The 15,279-nt window shown below is 71.1% G+C and carries 11 protein-coding genes; 2 read left to right on the top strand and 9 right to left on the bottom strand.

What is annotated here, in order from left to right; all coding sequences use genetic code 11:
- Positions 1–14: 14 nt before the first annotated feature.
- Positions 15–1,109 (bottom strand): DUF5925 domain-containing protein, encoded by a 1,095-nt coding sequence (locus ACIQWG_RS28975; RefSeq protein ID WP_404101057.1) that lies wholly within the window; start codon positions 1,107–1,109, stop codon positions 15–17.
- 179 nt (positions 1,110–1,288) lie between these two features.
- Between ACIQWG_RS28975 and ACIQWG_RS28970 the strand changes: the two genes are divergently transcribed.
- The gene (locus ACIQWG_RS28970) at positions 1,289–2,701 is read left to right on the top strand and encodes a xylan 1,4-beta-xylosidase (protein WP_404101055.1); all 1,413 of its coding nucleotides are present in this window, start codon (positions 1,289–1,291) and stop codon (positions 2,699–2,701) included.
- 30 nt (positions 2,702–2,731) lie between these two features.
- Here the strand turns inward: ACIQWG_RS28970 and ACIQWG_RS28965 are convergent, their stop codons facing one another.
- From ACIQWG_RS28965 to ACIQWG_RS28935, 7 genes are all read right to left on the bottom strand, one after another.
- Positions 2,732–6,571: a lipopolysaccharide biosynthesis protein gene (locus tag ACIQWG_RS28965; protein WP_404101053.1), complete on the bottom strand. Its 3,840-nt coding sequence runs from the start codon at positions 6,569–6,571 to the stop codon at positions 2,732–2,734.
- Complete coding sequence (locus tag ACIQWG_RS28960) at positions 6,564–7,364, bottom strand: polysaccharide deacetylase family protein (protein ID WP_404101051.1); 801 nt, start codon at positions 7,362–7,364, stop codon at positions 6,564–6,566. Before ACIQWG_RS28960 ends, ACIQWG_RS28965 begins: the two co-directional genes overlap by 8 nt.
- Complete coding sequence (locus ACIQWG_RS28955; protein WP_404101049.1) at positions 7,361–8,365, bottom strand: glycosyltransferase family 2 protein; 1,005 nt, start codon at positions 8,363–8,365, stop codon at positions 7,361–7,363. Before ACIQWG_RS28955 ends, ACIQWG_RS28960 begins: the two co-directional genes overlap by 4 nt.
- The gene (locus ACIQWG_RS28950; RefSeq protein ID WP_404101047.1) at positions 8,362–9,216 is read right to left on the bottom strand and encodes a glycosyltransferase family 2 protein; all 855 of its coding nucleotides are present in this window, start codon (positions 9,214–9,216) and stop codon (positions 8,362–8,364) included. The genes ACIQWG_RS28955 and ACIQWG_RS28950 overlap by 4 nt, the downstream gene beginning before the upstream one ends.
- A gap of 375 nt (positions 9,217–9,591) precedes the next feature.
- Positions 9,592–10,689 (bottom strand): GNAT family N-acetyltransferase, encoded by a 1,098-nt coding sequence (locus ACIQWG_RS28945; RefSeq protein WP_404101045.1) that lies wholly within the window; start codon positions 10,687–10,689, stop codon positions 9,592–9,594.
- A 1-nt stretch (position 10,690) separates the two neighbouring features.
- Positions 10,691–11,089 (bottom strand): hypothetical protein, encoded by a 399-nt coding sequence (locus ACIQWG_RS28940; protein WP_404101043.1) that lies wholly within the window; start codon positions 11,087–11,089, stop codon positions 10,691–10,693.
- 202 nt (positions 11,090–11,291) lie between these two features.
- Complete coding sequence (locus tag ACIQWG_RS28935; protein ID WP_404101041.1) at positions 11,292–12,500, bottom strand: S8 family peptidase; 1,209 nt, start codon at positions 12,498–12,500, stop codon at positions 11,292–11,294.
- 312 nt (positions 12,501–12,812) lie between these two features.
- Here ACIQWG_RS28935 and ACIQWG_RS28930 point away from each other — a divergent pair, with 312 nt between their 5' ends.
- Positions 12,813–13,622, top strand: coding sequence for an SGNH/GDSL hydrolase family protein (locus ACIQWG_RS28930; protein ID WP_404101039.1), 810 nt, complete (start codon positions 12,813–12,815; stop codon positions 13,620–13,622).
- Positions 13,623–13,637: 15 nt separating this feature from the next.
- On the opposite strand, the gene ACIQWG_RS28925 is transcribed toward ACIQWG_RS28930, so the two are convergent.
- The gene (locus tag ACIQWG_RS28925; protein WP_404101037.1) at positions 13,638–15,251 is read right to left on the bottom strand and encodes a protein kinase; all 1,614 of its coding nucleotides are present in this window, start codon (positions 15,249–15,251) and stop codon (positions 13,638–13,640) included.
- Positions 15,252–15,279 lie beyond the last annotated feature (28 nt).

The following is a 15,279-nucleotide window of genomic DNA, read 5'->3' as shown; positions in this document are numbered from 1 at the left end:
CCTCCATCAAAGCACTACAGATACAGCCCCGCGTCCGCCCCGTCCCGGGGGTCGGGCAGCGATGTCGGGGACGTGCCCCGCTTCAGCGCGTACAGCTCCGCCAGGGTGGCGCCCTCCCGGCCGACGCCCTCGTCCGTGCCCAGCCAGTTCACCGCCTCCCGGCGGGTCAGCGGCCCCACCTCGATCCGGGCCAGACAGCGGCCGGGGCGGACGACGGCCGGATGGAGGCGCTCCAGGTCCTCGTTGGTCGTCACGCCGACCAGGACGTTGCGACCCTGGCCCAGCAGACCGTCGGTCAGGTTCAGCAGCCGCGACAGTGCCTGGCCCGCCGTGTGCTTCGCCTCGCCCCGGATCAGCTCGTCGCAGTCCTCCAGGAGCAGCAGCCGCCAGCGGCCCTTGCCCGTCGAGTCGTCCTCGCCGATCGCGATGTCCATCAGATAGCCGACGTCGCTGAACAGCCGCTCCGGGTCCAGGACGCAGTCCACCTGGCACCAGTCCCGCCACGAGCGGGCGAGCGTGCGCAGCGCCGACGTCTTGCCGGTGCCGGGCGGGCCGTGCAGCAGGAGCAGACGGCCCGCGATGTCCTCCGGGGTCGTCTTCATCAGCCGGTCCATCGCGTCGGCCACCGGCGCGGTGTAGTTGTCCCGCACCTCGTCCCAGGTCCCCGCCGAGATCTGCCGGGTGGTGCGGTGCGGGCCGCGCCTGGGGGAGACGTACCAGAAGCCCATGGTCACGTTCTCCGGCTGCGGTTCGGGCTCGTCGGCCGCGCCGTCCGTCGCCTCGCCGAGCACCCGCTCCGCCAGTTCCTCGCTGGTCGCGGTCACGGTGACGTCGGCGCCGCGGTTCCAGCGGGACACCAGCACGGTCCAGCCCTCGCCCTCGGCCAGGGTCGCGCTGCGGTCGTCGTCGCGGGCGGTGCGCAGCACACGGGCACCCGGCGGCAGCAGCGTCGCCCCGGACCGTACGCGGTCGATGTTCACCGCGTGCGAGTACGGCTGCTCGCCCGTCGCGAAGCGGCCGAGGAACAGCGCGTCGACGACGTCGGACGGCGAGTCGCTGTCGTCGACGTTGAGCCGGATCGGCAGAGCGTCGTGTGGGTTCGCAGACATGCGGCCATGATCGGGCACATGACGCCCCTGTGCACCCGGTTTCCACCGCACGTCCCGCCAACGGTGCATGTCCGGGCCGTGCCGGCGGGGGTCGCGCGGCGTGTCCGGGGAAATGCGCCGGGATCGGGTGACGCCGAAACCTGCCCGAGCGGCTGTCACCCCCGTTACCGTTGTCCTTGATGGGACGTCATGGGTGGAATTCGGGGGCGGGGCGGTGGCGGCTCACCGCGCTGCTCGGCGTGGGCGCGGCCGCTCTGGCGCTGGTCGTGACCCTGTTCAACACGCTGCCGGGCAACGGGGTGAACACCGACGGCACCTCACGCGACGGCGCCAAGCCGCACGGCACCCCGACCGCCACACCGGACGCGACGAACCCCGAGGTGGGCTGGGGCTTCACGCACACCCAGCACAGCGCCGACGAGGGGGCCTCCGCCGCCGTCCAGCGTGTCGAGGGACGGCTCGCGGACGCCGGCGGACTCCCGCAGATCCAGCACATCATGGGGTGGGGCGCCGACAACCCCGAGCCGGTCGAGGGGCGCTACGACTTCGAGGCGATGGACCGCCGTATCGACTTCGTCCGCGCCTCCGGCAGCACCCCGGTCGTCACCCTGTGCTGCGCCCCCGACTGGATGAAGGGCGGCGAGGCCGGCGTCGACAACACCGACTGGAGCCAGGCCGCCCTGGAGACGGCGCCCGACCCCGAGCACTTCGACGACTACGCCGCGCTCGCCGTGACCGTCGCCAAGCGCTACCCGGACGTACGCCACTTCATCGTCTGGAACGAGTTCAAGGGCTTCTGGAACGACGCCGAGGCCCGCTGGGACTACGAGGGCTACACCCGGCTCTACAACCTCGTCTACAAGGCGTTGAAGAAGGTCGACCCGGACATCATGGTCGGCGGGCCGTATCTCGTGATGGACAGCGTCGATCCGCGTGCCGAGGAGGCCTCGACGGCGCTGAGGGGCCCCTGGGGCGCCCTGGACCAGCGCATCGTGGACGCCTTCGCGTACTGGAACGAGCACCGGACCGGCGCCGACTTCGTCGTCGTGGACGGCTCCAGCTACACCCGGGACGACGAGCTGCTGCCCGACGAGTTCGCGGCCACCGACAAGTTCACCGCCGTGAGCCGTTGGGTGCGCGAGCAGACCGGTGATCTGCCGCTGTGGTGGGCCGAGTACTACGTCGAGCCCGCCGACGGCCAGGACGAGCGCCGGGGCTGGTCCGAGGCCCGCCGCGTCGCCGTCCAGGCCGCCGGGATGATGGCGCTGGCCAAGGGCGGCGCCACCTCGGCCTTCTACTGGAACCCGGAGAACGAGACGGGCACCGACTGCCCCGGCTGTCTGTGGACGCCGACCGACACCGCGGGCGGCGGGGACAAGCTGCCGATGTACGACCTGCTCGCCCGGTTCGCCAAGGAGTTCCCGCCGGGGACCGGGTACCGCGAGGTGTCCGTGGACCGGCCCGACGTCCGGGTCCTGGGCACGGACGAGGTGGCCCTGGCCGTGAACACCCGTGACCGGCAGACGACGGTGCGGATCGACGGCGAGAAGGTACAGCTCCAGGCGTACGAGGTCAGGTGGCTCAAGAGCTGAGCCACCTGACCGTCAGGCCCCGGCCCGACGTCACTTGATGGTCAGGAACCGCTGCACCAGCGAGGCCAGCAGCACCGCCAGCAGCGGCAGGGAGAACCAGAAGCTGCTCTGCAACCACCGCAGCTGCCGCACGCTCGGCGCCATGGCCACCCGGACCAGCTCACGGGCCATCAGCAGCACGATCAGCGCGAGCGCCGCGAGTCCCCCGACCACCGACCACGGCGTCCAGGTCACCTGCGGCCCGATCGGCCCGGGATCGGCCTTGGGCACCTCACCCGCCGGCTGCTTCGCCAGCGCGTACATCGTGACGTCGGCGTTGACGAAGACCTTCTCCAGCTCCTGCCGCCGATCCAGGTGCTGGACGAGCCGCGACTCCCAGGTCGCCGAATAGCCGACGTCCATCCGCAGATAGGTGACCTGACCCCGGTTGATCATCAGATACGAGTTCGGACCCGCGTCCTTGAGCGCCTTCACCAGGCCCGACACCAGCACCGGGTCGACCGGCGCCTGCGTCGGCACGTACGAGACCTTCTCCATGTCCCGCGACCCCCAGGGCATCGCCGGAGTCACGTCGTTCACCGGGTCGCTGCTCAGCCACAGCAGTCTGAGGCTCGGATCGTCATGGGCGTACACGTACTCCATGGCCGCGACCTCGCCGGGCCGCACCCGCTCGAACGGCTCGTTGCCCCAACGGGCCACCAGGAAGCCGCCCATGAGCACCAGGCCCGCCATGAGCGCGGCCAGCGGGGCGAGGCTCACCTTGTCCTTGTCGCGTTCCTTGGCGGTGACGCCGGTGCGCGGGAAGAAGGCGAGGCCCGTGAGCAGCGCCGCGCCGGGCAGCGCGAACATGAAGACGCGCAGGGCCATCTCACCGCCGTACGACTGCATGCCGAAGCCCAGGAACGGCACGAAGGTGAGGACGAGCAGCGAGCGCTCCCGGTAGTGGTGGAAGCGCCTGCGCCACCAGCCCCAGCAGGCGAAGGCCATCACACCGCCGGCCAGCAGCACCCGTGTGTAGAGGACGAGCTTGTGTGTGGAGCTGCCGCCCTCGATACGGCCGGAGACGGACGAGGAGACGTTGGAGCCGACCCCGCCGACCCCGCCGAAGAGTTCGTCGAAGTGCCCCGACCAGTAGGGCTCGGCCAGGAAGCCGATCCAGACCGTCACCATCACGCCGAACAGGATGGGCAGACCGCGCAGTTCGGACCTGCCGATCAGGACCAGCGCCGTCAGCACGCCCAGCATCACGAACGGCGTGAGCTGGTGGGCCGGCACACTCGCCGCGAACAGGCCGATCACGACCATCAGCAGCACCGCTCGCTGCCGCCGGTCCGTGGGCTCGACCTCGACCTCGCCGGGCCGCCACTTCGTCCAGATCACGCGGGGCGCGCGGAACCAGACCAGCAGGATCGCCGCGAACACCAGGTACAGCAGGTAGGTGAAGCCCTGCGGGGAGAAGTAGTCCTGGCCCACCCAGCCGCTGAGCACGAAGACCCAGATGCCGGTCCACTTGGCCCGCCAGCTCGCCCGCATCGAGCGCACCAGCAGGAACATCGGGACCAGGTACAGCAGTTGCATGGCCAGCGGCCACCAGCGGATGACCTCGCCGAGGTCGGTGACCCCGCAGGCCTTCGCGGTGAACGCGGCCACCGCGAAGAAGCCCGGCCAGCTCCAGCGGGCGTCCAGGTCCGGCACGGCCGACCCGGTGCGGTCGATGTAGTCGAGGAAGCCGAGGTGCTGCCAGGCCGTCGCGAACCGCGGCTCGGTCTCGATCAGCGCGGGCAGCGCGTGCAGCGACACGACCGTCGCGAGCAGCGTGACCAGCAGCAGCGTCCTGTGCTCCCGGCCCAGCCACAGCAGCGAGGCGAACGTCACCGCCAGCAGCGCGGCCCCGAGCAGCGTCGGCGGCGGCAGCACCGAGATCAGCCCGAGCCCGCCCATACCGTCCAGGTCGCTCTCGCCGAGCCGCAGCGCGGGCACCCAGTACAGCAGCAGGGCGGCGATCAGCAGACAGCCGAGGATCACCCCGAGGCGGGTCGGCAGCAGCCGCTCCCGCCAGGTGAGCGCCGGCGCGTCCGGCTGTCGTACGGGCTCTTCGTGCATGGACGGCTCTTCCCGTACGGCGGACTCCTGCCGTACGGCAGCCTCTTCACGCTCCTCCGGTACGGCACGCTCCTCGCCCTTGCCCGCGTCGAACTCGTCCTCGAAGGGAGCGTCCACCTCGGCGGGCCCCGTCGACGCCTCCGCGCCGGGTTCCCGCTCCTCCACCGGCAGCCCCAGCTCGGGCGTCCGCGCCCAGGTCGGGCGGTGGTCCGGGCGGATCCGCGGGGTCCCCGTGGGCGGGGTACCCGGTCCCGGCCGGACGTCGGGCCGCCGCTCCAGGTGGTCGAAGTCGACGTGGATGCCGAGGGCGAGGGTGTCGGTGTCCAGCCCCCAGGCGGGCCCCCGCCTGCGTGCCCCCTCGGCCGCCTCACGCGCCCCCAGGTCGGCGAGGTCACCGTCGGGCGCCGCGTCCTCGGGCACCTCGGCCGAGGACGCCCGCACGGTCCGGTACAGCTTCGGCGCGGCGATCGCGACGATCACCGACAGCGCGGCGATCTCGGCGACACCGGCGCCGGTCAGACCCATCCGGGGGAGCAGCAGCAGCGTCAGACCGAGCACCAGGGCGCACAACAGGCCCTGGAGCCAGGCCAGTCCGGCGGTGCGGCTCTGGGCGCGCAGGACCGCGAAGTACGTCTCCATCACGACCCGCAGCAGCGCGCCGAGCGCGAACCAGCGCAGCAGCGGGGTGGCCGCCTCCGCATAGCCGGCGCCGAAGACGCCCAGGATCCAGGGCGCGCCGAAGAACAGGATCGCGGAGACCGGCAGCATGATCCGGGCCATCCGCTTCAGCGCGGCCCTCGTGTTGGCGGCCAGCCGCCGCGGATCGTGTGAGCCCTCGACGGTGAGGGAGGCGCCCATGTTGATGGCGAGCAGGTTGACCGTGCCGCCGATCGTGGCCGTGATGTAGAAGTACGCGTTGTCCTCGGCGGACACCTGCGCGGCCACGATCACCGGGATCAGATAGACCACGGCCAGCGAGAACAGCGAGCCGGTGTAGTCGCCCGCGAGGAACCTGCCGATCTCCTTCAGGGACGGCGGCGTGGCGTGGTCCTCGGTCGCCTTCACATGGCGCGGCACCAGGCGCCGGAACACCAGCCAGCCCAGCGGCAGCACCGACACCGCGATGGCCGCGACCCACGACACGAAGACACCGGCGGTGGGGATCGCCACCGCGAAGGCCACCAGCAGCCCCAGCTTCACCGCCGAGAACACGGTGTTGCCGACCGGCACCCACACCGCGCTGCGCAGCCCGGTCAGCACGCCGTCCTGGAGCGTGAGCAGGTTCCAGGCGATCACGGCCACGATGAAGAAGAGCCCGCCCGCCGGGCCGCCGAGGAACCGGTACGAAGGACCCCACAGGTCCAGCGTCAGCAGGAAGACGCCCGCGGCCAGCGCCACGATCACACAACTGCCCGCGTACGTCCGGAAGATGAGCCGGCCGCTCCGCCGTCCCGCGACCGGGATGAAGCGGGCCAGCGCACCCGTCAGCGTCACCGCGGTCAGCCCGGCGAGGAACTTCATCGCGGCGATCGCGGCGGACCCCTGGCCGACCGCGGATTCGGAGTAGTAGCGGGCGGCGGCGAGCCAGAAGCCGAGCCCCAGCACCGCGGAGACGCCGGTGTTGATCATCAGGGCGTAGGCGTTGCGGAACAGCTGGCTGCCGCCGGCGGACCTGCCCATGCCGGGCAGGCGGAGGCGGCGCCCCGAACGCTCGGGCGCCGGCGCGTCGGTCGAGGCGGGCTCGGTCGTGGTCGTCGTGTCAGACACGGGAACGGATGGCCTTCCGGCGGACCTGTCGGGCTCTGCGGACCACGGCGTACCCCCTGGTGAGAGCACGGTCCCTGGCGAAGGTGCGGGCGATGGCACGGCCCTCGACCATCCGGCCGAACTCCTCGACGCCGGTGGTGCGGCGCACGGTGAGCCGGGTCAGGGCGTACGGCCCCTGCCGGCGCCGTGCGAGGCCGTTGTTGACGGCGAGCGCCTGGGCGTACCCGGTCTCGCGCACGGCTTCGCGCACCCGGCGACTGGAGTAGCCGTACGGGTAGGCGAACGAGGCCGGGACGGTGCCCAGCTGGTCCGAGATGATCTCCTTGCACAGGATCAGCTCGGAGCGCAGCCGGCCGTCCGGGAGCTGGTCGAGCTGCGGATGGGTGTGGCTGTGGCCGCCGATCTCGACGTCCGCCTCGGCGAGTTCGCGGACCTGGTCCCAGTCGAGCATGGTGTCCAGGCCACCGCCCATGTCGTGCGGGCCCTTCAGCCAGCCCGTGGAGACGAACACCGTGGCCGGGAAGCCGTGCTTGGCGAGCACGGGCAGCGCGTGCCGGTGCACGCCCTCGTAGCCGTCGTCGAAGGTGATCAGCACCGGCCGTTCGGGCAGCGGCTTGCCGGAGCGCCAGCGCGCGGCGAGATCGGCCGTCCTGACGGGTGTGAGACCGAGGTCGCCGATCAGCGCCATCTGCTCCGCGAACGCCTCCGGCGCCACCGACAGTTCGCGGGTGGCGTCGTTCGGCGAGGTGGAGACGGCGTGGTACATCAGGATCGGCACGCGCGCGTCGGTCATCCGGATCCCCCCTCCAGGCCCGCTTCCCCTTCGATCCTCGCCACCGAGTACGTAACGTCACCCCGGCGCGCTCGGACACTGCCCACGACGTACCCACCGGCAGCCGTCAGCACCCCCGTCACGATCGCGCCGGCCCGCCCCGCACCGCCCCGCCGGGCCAGTGCGGCATCGCGCAGCCCGCGCACCACCCCGGCCGGCAGCACCCGGGTGGCGTACCGGCGCTCGGACTCAAGTCCCTTGTCGGCGCCGACACTTCGGGCCACCAGCGCCTTGGACAGGCCCTCGGCGTAGGTACGGGTGCGGAAGTACCGGAAGTGCTCGCGCGGTCCGGGCACCCGGTGGTGGATCACCGCCCGGTCGTCGATCAGCAGCACCGCGTCCGGCTTGGCGCGGGTGAGGCGGATGCACAGCTCCGTCTCCTCGCAGCCGAGCGGCAGCCGGTCGCCGTCGCGTCCGATGCCGGTGGCGAAGCCGCCCGCGAAGTCGAACGCAGTGCGCCGGAAGGAGGCGTTGCCGCCGAGGACGTTGCGCACCTTCACCCGGCCGCGTGGCAGGCCACGGTAGGTGCAGCCGACGACCCAGTCGAACTCCTCCGGGAACCAGTCCGGCCGCCGCCCCGACGCCCAGATCGGCTCCGTGCGCCCGCCGACCGCCATCACGCGCGGATCGGCGTACCCGGCCGCGAAGTGCCTCAGCCAGTCCCGCTCGGCCACGGCGTCGTCGTCGAGGAACGCGATGACCTCGCCGTACGAGGCGGCGATGCCGGTGTTGCGGCCCGCGGACAGACCGCGGGGGCCCGCGTTGGCGAACACCCGCACATCGGTGGCTTCCTTGTACTCCTTGGTCAGCCGGTCCAGGAGCGCCGCGTTGTGGTCGACGACCAGCAGCGTCTCCAGGGCCGGATACGACTGCGCCCGCACCGAGGAGACCGCCGCGAGGATGTCCTCCCAGCGGTCCTCGGTGTACACGCAGATCACGACGGAGATGTCGAGACCGCTCAAGACGCCTCTCCCCGGACGGAGTGAACCGGCTGGACCGGCTGCACGGAGTCGAGGATCGGGGAGTGCGCCGCGGCCGTACGGCGGCGCAGGGCACGCCGGTTGGAGCGCTCCTTGAGGATCACCTTGAGCACCCGCAGCCCGTCGCGCACGGCCCGCAGATTGCTCGTGCCGTGGATGCGGAGGTACTCGTGGCTCGGTATCTCCTGCACCTTCAGGCCCGCCTTGACGACCCGGATGTTCATCAGGGTCTCCACCTCGAAGCCGGTGCAGTCGAGGTCGATCTTGTCCAGGCAGTGCCGCCAGAACGCGTTGTAGCCGTAGCAGAGATCGGTGTAGCGGGCGCCGAACTTGCGGTTGACGGCCGTGCACAGCGCCCAGTTGCCGAGCTTGCGGATCGGCGTCATGTCGTCGGTGCCGCCGCCGTTGGCGAAACGGGACCCCTTGGCGAAGTCCGCGCCCGAGACCAGGGCGGAGACATACGACAGGATCTCGTTGCCGTCGGCCGAGCCGTCGGCGTCGACCATCACGATGATGTCGCCGGTGGCCGCCTCGAACCCGGTGATCAGGGCATCCCCCTTGCCCTTGCCGCGCTGGCGCACGACCTTCACCTCGGGCCACAGCCCGCGCGCCACCTCGACGGTGTCGTCGGTGGAGTTGCCGTCCACCAGGACCACTTCGTGGATCCAGTCCGGAAGGGTCTTGAAGACGTACGGAAGATTCTCCGCCTCGTTCATGGCCGGGATCACCACGCTCACCGGCGGCGCGATGGCCAGGTGTGTGGAGACGGGCCGGTACTTGCGGGCCGGTGACGGATCTTGGTCCGTGACCGCCGGGCGCAGCACAGAACTCATGAGTCAGGTCCCTCTCGTCCGGTGGACCGCCCGCCCCTGGGCGGCCCGGCAATGTGTCCGGTTCGAAAGGGGGGTTCTTCTCACTCACGGCACGGAGGAACGGATCTCCGTACGCGTGCGGTGAGCTGGCATGTCTGGCCGGCCGCCAGAAGAGCGGCAGCCGGTCGCGCGGCACGACCCGGCACAAGTGCGGACACCTTCACCGAGCACCCCCCTACCGCGCCCCACTCCGGAGCCGTCGCGGTCCTTGAGCCCTCCCCTAGAGCCGCTTACCGACAGTCCGATTGCGAGTGAGATGTACGACGGTATTGATGATTGAGCCTGTATGGCAAGAGCTGGAACGAGCCCTCACGTTTTTGTTGGGTTTGACCGGAGTCAGCTGTGTCCCGAGCGGATCTTCCCCATGCGCTTGAGGAGCCGGTCCGCCGGTTCGAAGAGCTCCGGACGTGTCTGCACGGTGTTGCGCAGCGCCCGGACCGGGGCACGGCGTGCCCGGTGTCCGAACGCGACCGGGTGACGCCTGGTCACCCACCCCTCCGACACCGTCAACTCGCGTGTCTTCAGGGAGTCCTTGTATTCCTTCTGGCCCCGGCCGAGATCGAGATACGCGATGCCGTCGGCGGCGGCCGACTCGGCCATCCGCAGATGCAGCACCAGGCCCGGCGAGTACTTCGAGAACGCCGGGTCGTACGCCGGGAACCAGCAGGCCAGCACCCGCTCGGTACGCAGCCCGAAGTGCGCTGCGATCGGCTTGCCGCCCGCGTACAGCACCGACAGGATCCCCGCGAACGGCTCGGAACGGGTGTGGAACAGGTGCTCCACGAGCAGCGTGATCCACGCGTGCGCGAAGCGGTCGCTGCGCCCGGTCCTGCGGTACTGCGCGGACTTCCAGGCCATCAGGGTGCGCAGTGCGGCCGGGTCGCGCTCGTCGTGCACGTACCGCACGCCGTCGTGATCCCGCCCGAGCTTGCGCTCCTTGGCGAGTGTGGTCCGGGTGAACTTCGGTGAGCGCTCCCGGAGCTGGGCGAGATACGCCTCGTATCCCTGGTCCACGTCCATGACCGGGGACGGATACGTACCGGCGGCCTCCGTCTGGAATGCCGCCTGGCCCTCCACCAGGTGGTCGAATTCCCATACGGCGAGCCCGCACGCCTTCAGCAACTTCTGGGCGTCCCAGCTGAACCCGGGCCGGTGCACCACACCCTGGGCGTCCGAGACGCCGAGGCCGATGGCCCGGCCCACTCCGGACGCCGTCCGCTGGAACGGGAAGAACGCGGCCGGCTCGCCGCCCTCCCGTACGACCGCGATCCGCACCCCGCGCCGGCAGCGGCCGACGGCGAGCGCGAACTCGGGCGACAGGAAGGGGTTGCCGAGCTCGGGCGATCCCTGGAGATGGGCCTTGGACTGTATCGATGTCCACGCCGCCCGGTCGGCGGAGCTGAGCTCCCCGGGGCGGTACACGCTGATGTCCACGTCAGTCAGTCCGCCTTAGAGTCGTGCGACCGCCCAGCCGCCGCACCAGGACGAGCAGGAGAATGAGGGCGCTGATCGCGGTCACCGCCACGATCCCGCCGCGTACCGACCACCGGTGCACGGCCAGCATGCCCTGGGCCACCAGCATGTTGAGGACGACCGCGCCCGCCACCGCGGTGATGGCGCGGCCGAAGCGTTCCAGCCCGCGCAGCGCGGCGGCGATGGCCCCGGCCGGCGCCGCGAGCAGGAAGAACAGCGTGAAGGGTCCGCGCAGCGGCGAGCCCGAGTCGACGAGCGCGAGGACCGCGCCGATCACCCCCACAGCCGTCGCGGCACCGGCGAGCAGCGGCGTCAGGTCCCTCCCCGGACCTGGTCGCGCGCCCTCGGTGTCCTGAGACACAGCTGTCTTGATACGTATGGTCTGCATTGGCGACTTTGCCCCCCGAAGCGCCGGATGCCGGGCTTCAATGTGGCTCAGCGTCGCATCGGCCGTCAAGACGTGCACGGCCTCTTGACATCTGTTCGTATTCCGCTCGCACGCACGCGGTCCCCGCAGGAGTGGGGCCTGCGGGGACCGGTGGTTCAGTTGGTGCGGGGGTGGGTCATGGGACCAGCTTCAGCAGCCGGTTCGGCGAGCCGCTGCCGGGGCTGGTGACCACGTTCGTGGTGGCACCTGAGGTCAGGGCCGAGGCCACGGTGGCCGGGGTGGCCGAGGTGTGGTTCGCCAGGTAGACCGCGGCCGCGCCCGCGACATGCGGGGTGGCCATCGACGTACCGGAGATGGTGTTCGTGGCGGTGTCGCTGGTGTACCAGCCGGCCGTGATCGACGATCCCGGCGCGAAGATGTCCAGGACGGAGCCGTAGTTGGAGTAGCTGGCACGCGCGTCGGAGCTGGTCGTGGCGCCGACGGTGATGGCCGTCGAGACACGGGCGGGGGAGTAGGAGGAGGCGTTGGCGGCGCTGTTGCCCGCCGCGACCGCGTACGTCACTCCGCTCGCGATGGAGTTGGCGACCGCGGTGTCCAGTGACGTGGAGGCGGAGCCGCCGAGCGACATGTTGGCGACCGAGGGGCCGGAGTGGTTCGCGGTCACCCAGTCGATGCCGGCGATGACGCCCGCCGTGGTGCCGGAGCCGCTGTTGTCGAGCACCCGCACCGCGACGATGTTCGCCTTCTTGGCGACTCCGTAGGTGCTGCCCGCGACCGTGGTGGCCACGTGGGTGCCGTGGCCGTTGCCGTCGGAGGCGGTGGTGTCGCCGTCGACCGCGTCGTAGCCGTAGGAGGCACGGCCGCTGATCTGGGTGTGGGTGATGCGCACACCGGTGTCGATGACATAGACCGTGACACCACTGCCCGCGCTGTCCGGGTAGGTGTACGTCCCGGAGAGCGGAAGGGCGGTCTGGTCGATGCGGTCCAGGCCCCAGGGGGCGCTGGACTGTGTGGTGTCGGCCAGTCGGACGCGCTGGTTCTGCTCGACGGAGGCGACGGCCGGGTCGGCGGCGAGTCGTCTGGCCTCGGCCGCGGAGAGGGTGGCGGTGTAGCCGTTCAGCGCGGTGCCGAACGTCTTGTCCACCGCGCCGCCGTACTGCTTGACCAGGCCCTTGCCCGCGCTGGACGCGGCCTTGAGGCCGGCGCTCTTCTTCAGCGTGACGATGTAGCTGTCCTTGACCGCGGTGGGGGAGCCGGCGGCCAGGACCTTGCCCTCGGCCGGGGCGGCCTGGGCGGGGAGGGAGGTGAGCCCGCCGATGAGGGCGGCGGTCGCCAGGCTGGTTATCGCGGCGAACCGGAGCTTGTTGCTACGCAGTTGTGCCATGCGAGGGAGTCCTCCTCTAGGCCGTGCGCATGTGGTGCGCGCACATGTGGGGGGTGCACACGTGGTCGTGTGCACAGCCCGGAACGTCGCGTTCCCGTTCCAAAGCCGAGGTAAAGGATCTGTGGTGTACGAGTGACGGACAAGAGAGTTGACGACCTGTCAACAAGCTTGTCATGAACACGAAACCAAACACACAGGGCGCTCATGGGTTGAGGGTCGGGATGCCCGGAAAAGTTTTGGCATGGACACTTCCCGTCAACACGCGTAGTTGGTACGACGGTTACGGCAGAGATCCTGCTATAGGGAGGTTCCATGAGACGTTCCCGACTTTCCGCATACGTCGCCTCACTCCTCCTCGCCGTCGGCACGGCCTTCACCGGGGCCGCGACCGCGCAGGCCGCCGACACCGCCGCGATCGGCGGGTATGTGGCCCTCGGCGACTCCTACTCCTCGGGCCTCGGCGCGGGCAGCTACCTCGGCTCCAGCGGCGACTGCAAGCGCAGCACGAAGGCGTACCCGTACCTGTGGGCCGCCGCCAACTCACCCTCGTCGTTCGACTTCACCGCTTGCTCGGGCGCCCAAACGGGTGATGTGACCGCCAGTCAGCTCGGCCCGCTCAGCTCCGCCACCGCACTGGTGTCCATCTCGATCGGCGGCAACGACGCCGGTTTCGCGGACATCATGACGACCTGTGTCCTCCAGTCCGACAGCGCCTGCGTCTCCCGCATCAACACCGCCAAGGCATTCGTCGACTCGACGCTGCCCGGCCGCCTCGACACCGTCTACTCCGCCATCCGGGCCAAGGCCCCGTCCGCCCATGTGGTCGTGCTCGGCTACCCCCGCTTCTACAAGCTGGGCGCGTCCGGGTGCCTCGGGCTGTCCGAGACCAAGCGCAGGGCACTCAACGAGGCCGCCGACCACATCGACGCCGCCACCGAGAAGCGCGCCCTGGACCACGGCTTCGCCTTCGGCGACGTACGAACCACCTTCACCGGGCACGAACTCTGCTCCGGCAGCCCGTGGATGCACGCCGTCAACTGGCTCAACATCCCCGAGTCGTACCACCCGACGGCCGCGGGCCAGTCAGGTGGTTATCTGCCGGTGCTGAACAGCGCGGCCTGAGCGCCTGGCGCGCCGTCAGGCGTCAGGTGACTCGGTAGGCGTCTGCGAGACCCCGCCCGTCGGGGTCTCCGTCTCACAGGTCACCGAGAACGGCACCGACTCCGACTTCGTCTCCACCGGGTCGCGCACCTCGACACTGATCTCGTTCTCGATCGTCCCGCTGTCGTCGTACGTCGTCACGAACGCCCGGTCCTGCTTGGTCCGCCCCCCGCCCTCCGGGAACGACAGGGTCTTCCAGCCCTGGTCCATCACGTCCCCTTCCTTGGACACCCAGCGATAGCTGACCTCCGCCGGCAACCGCCCCACCGTGAACGTCGCGGTGAAGGCGGGCGCGTCACCGCTGGACGGCGGACAGGGCCCGGCGTACTCCAGGTTCGAGCCCGTCAGCGTCACCCGCACCGACTGCGCCGCCGGAGCGCTCGTACGGCTCTGACTCGGCTGCGGGCTCTCGTCCCCGCCGGACGTGTTCTCGTCCTCGGTCTGCGTCGGCGATGTCTCGCCGCCCTCCTGGGTGGTCGGAGCCTCGCCGCCCGCCTTGCCCCCGCCGTCGTCGCGGTTGAGCAGGGCGTACGTCAGTCCCGCGACCGCCAGCGCGAGGACCGCGATGCCCGCGATCAGGGTGAGGGCGGCGCGGCGGTTGCGGTCGGGGCGGACGGGGGTCGTGGTCGAAGCGGGCGGGCCGGCGGGCCGCGTCGACGAGGGCGGCGGGACCGCGGCCGTCGGGCCGGTCTGCGGCGGTGCCGGGAACGCGGCGACGGTCGGGGCGTACGGAGTGCCCCTGAGGGTGTCCGCGCGCGGCGTGCCTCCCGCCCCGATGATCCGCAGATCCTGCTCCGCCCGGTCCGCCGGCAGCCGCTCGGCCGGGTCCTTGCGCAGCAGTCCCTCGATGACGGGAGCGAGCGGACCCGCCCGGTGGGGCGGAGGGAGCTCGTCGTCGACGATGGCGCGCAGCGTGCTGAGCGGGGTGTCCTGACGGAACGGGGAGTTGCCCTCGACCGCCGCGTACAGGAGCACGCCGAGGGACCACAGGTCGGACTCCGGGCCGGGCGTACGGCCGAGCGCGCGCTCCGGGGCCAGGAACTCGGGGGAGCCGATGACCTCGCCGGTCATCGTCAGCGCCGAGCTGCCCTCGACCATCGCGATGCCGAAGTCGGTCAGGACGACCCGGCCGTCGTTCGACAGCAGCACGTTGGCCGGCTTCACGTCCCGGTGCAGCACCCCGGCCTCGTGCGCGGCCCGCAGCGCGGACAGCACCTCGGCGCCGATGTGCGCGGCCCGCTGCGGGCTCAGCGGGCCCTCGGCGTCGAGCAGCTCCGCCAGCGAGATGCCGCGGACCAGCTCCATCACGATCCAGGGCCGGCCGTCCTGGGTGGCCACGTCGTACACGGTCACGACATTGCGGTTGGCGACCCGCGCCGCCGCCCACGCCTCGCGCTCCAGGCGGGCGTACATCCGCTCGACCTCCGCCGCGGGCAGCCCGTGCGGCGCACGCACCTCCTTCACGGCGACCTCGCGGTGCAACACCTCGTCGCGGGCCCGCCACACGGTGCCCATGCCGCCCTCGCCGAGCGGGGACAGGAGGCGGTAGCGGCCCGCGATCACCCGTTCACTGCCGTGTTCTTCGGACACGGGCGTCCCCCATTCGCATCCGTGCGCA

Origin of the sequence: Streptomyces sp. NPDC098781, assembly GCF_044759995.1 — a bacterium.
Taxonomy (GTDB): domain Bacteria; phylum Actinomycetota; class Actinomycetes; order Streptomycetales; family Streptomycetaceae; genus Streptomyces.
Note: the sequence above shows the minus strand (reverse complement) of the source record. Positions and strands in the feature narration are given on the sequence as shown.

Coding starts and splice junctions, on each gene's coding strand:
- ACIQWG_RS28960 (WP_404101051.1), bottom strand. CDS start 7,364: ATGACCGACGCGCGCGTGCCGATCCTGATGTACCACGCCGTCTCCACC.
- ACIQWG_RS28950 (WP_404101047.1), bottom strand. CDS start 9,216: ATGAGTTCTGTGCTGCGCCCGGCGGTCACGGACCAAGATCCGTCACCG.
- ACIQWG_RS28930 (WP_404101039.1), top strand. CDS start 12,813: ATGAGACGTTCCCGACTTTCCGCATACGTCGCCTCACTCCTCCTCGCC.
- ACIQWG_RS28975 (WP_404101057.1), bottom strand. CDS start 1,109: ATGTCTGCGAACCCACACGACGCTCTGCCGATCCGGCTCAACGTCGAC.
- ACIQWG_RS28970 (WP_404101055.1), top strand. CDS start 1,289: ATGGGACGTCATGGGTGGAATTCGGGGGCGGGGCGGTGGCGGCTCACC.
- ACIQWG_RS28935 (WP_404101041.1), bottom strand. CDS start 12,500: ATGGCACAACTGCGTAGCAACAAGCTCCGGTTCGCCGCGATAACCAGC.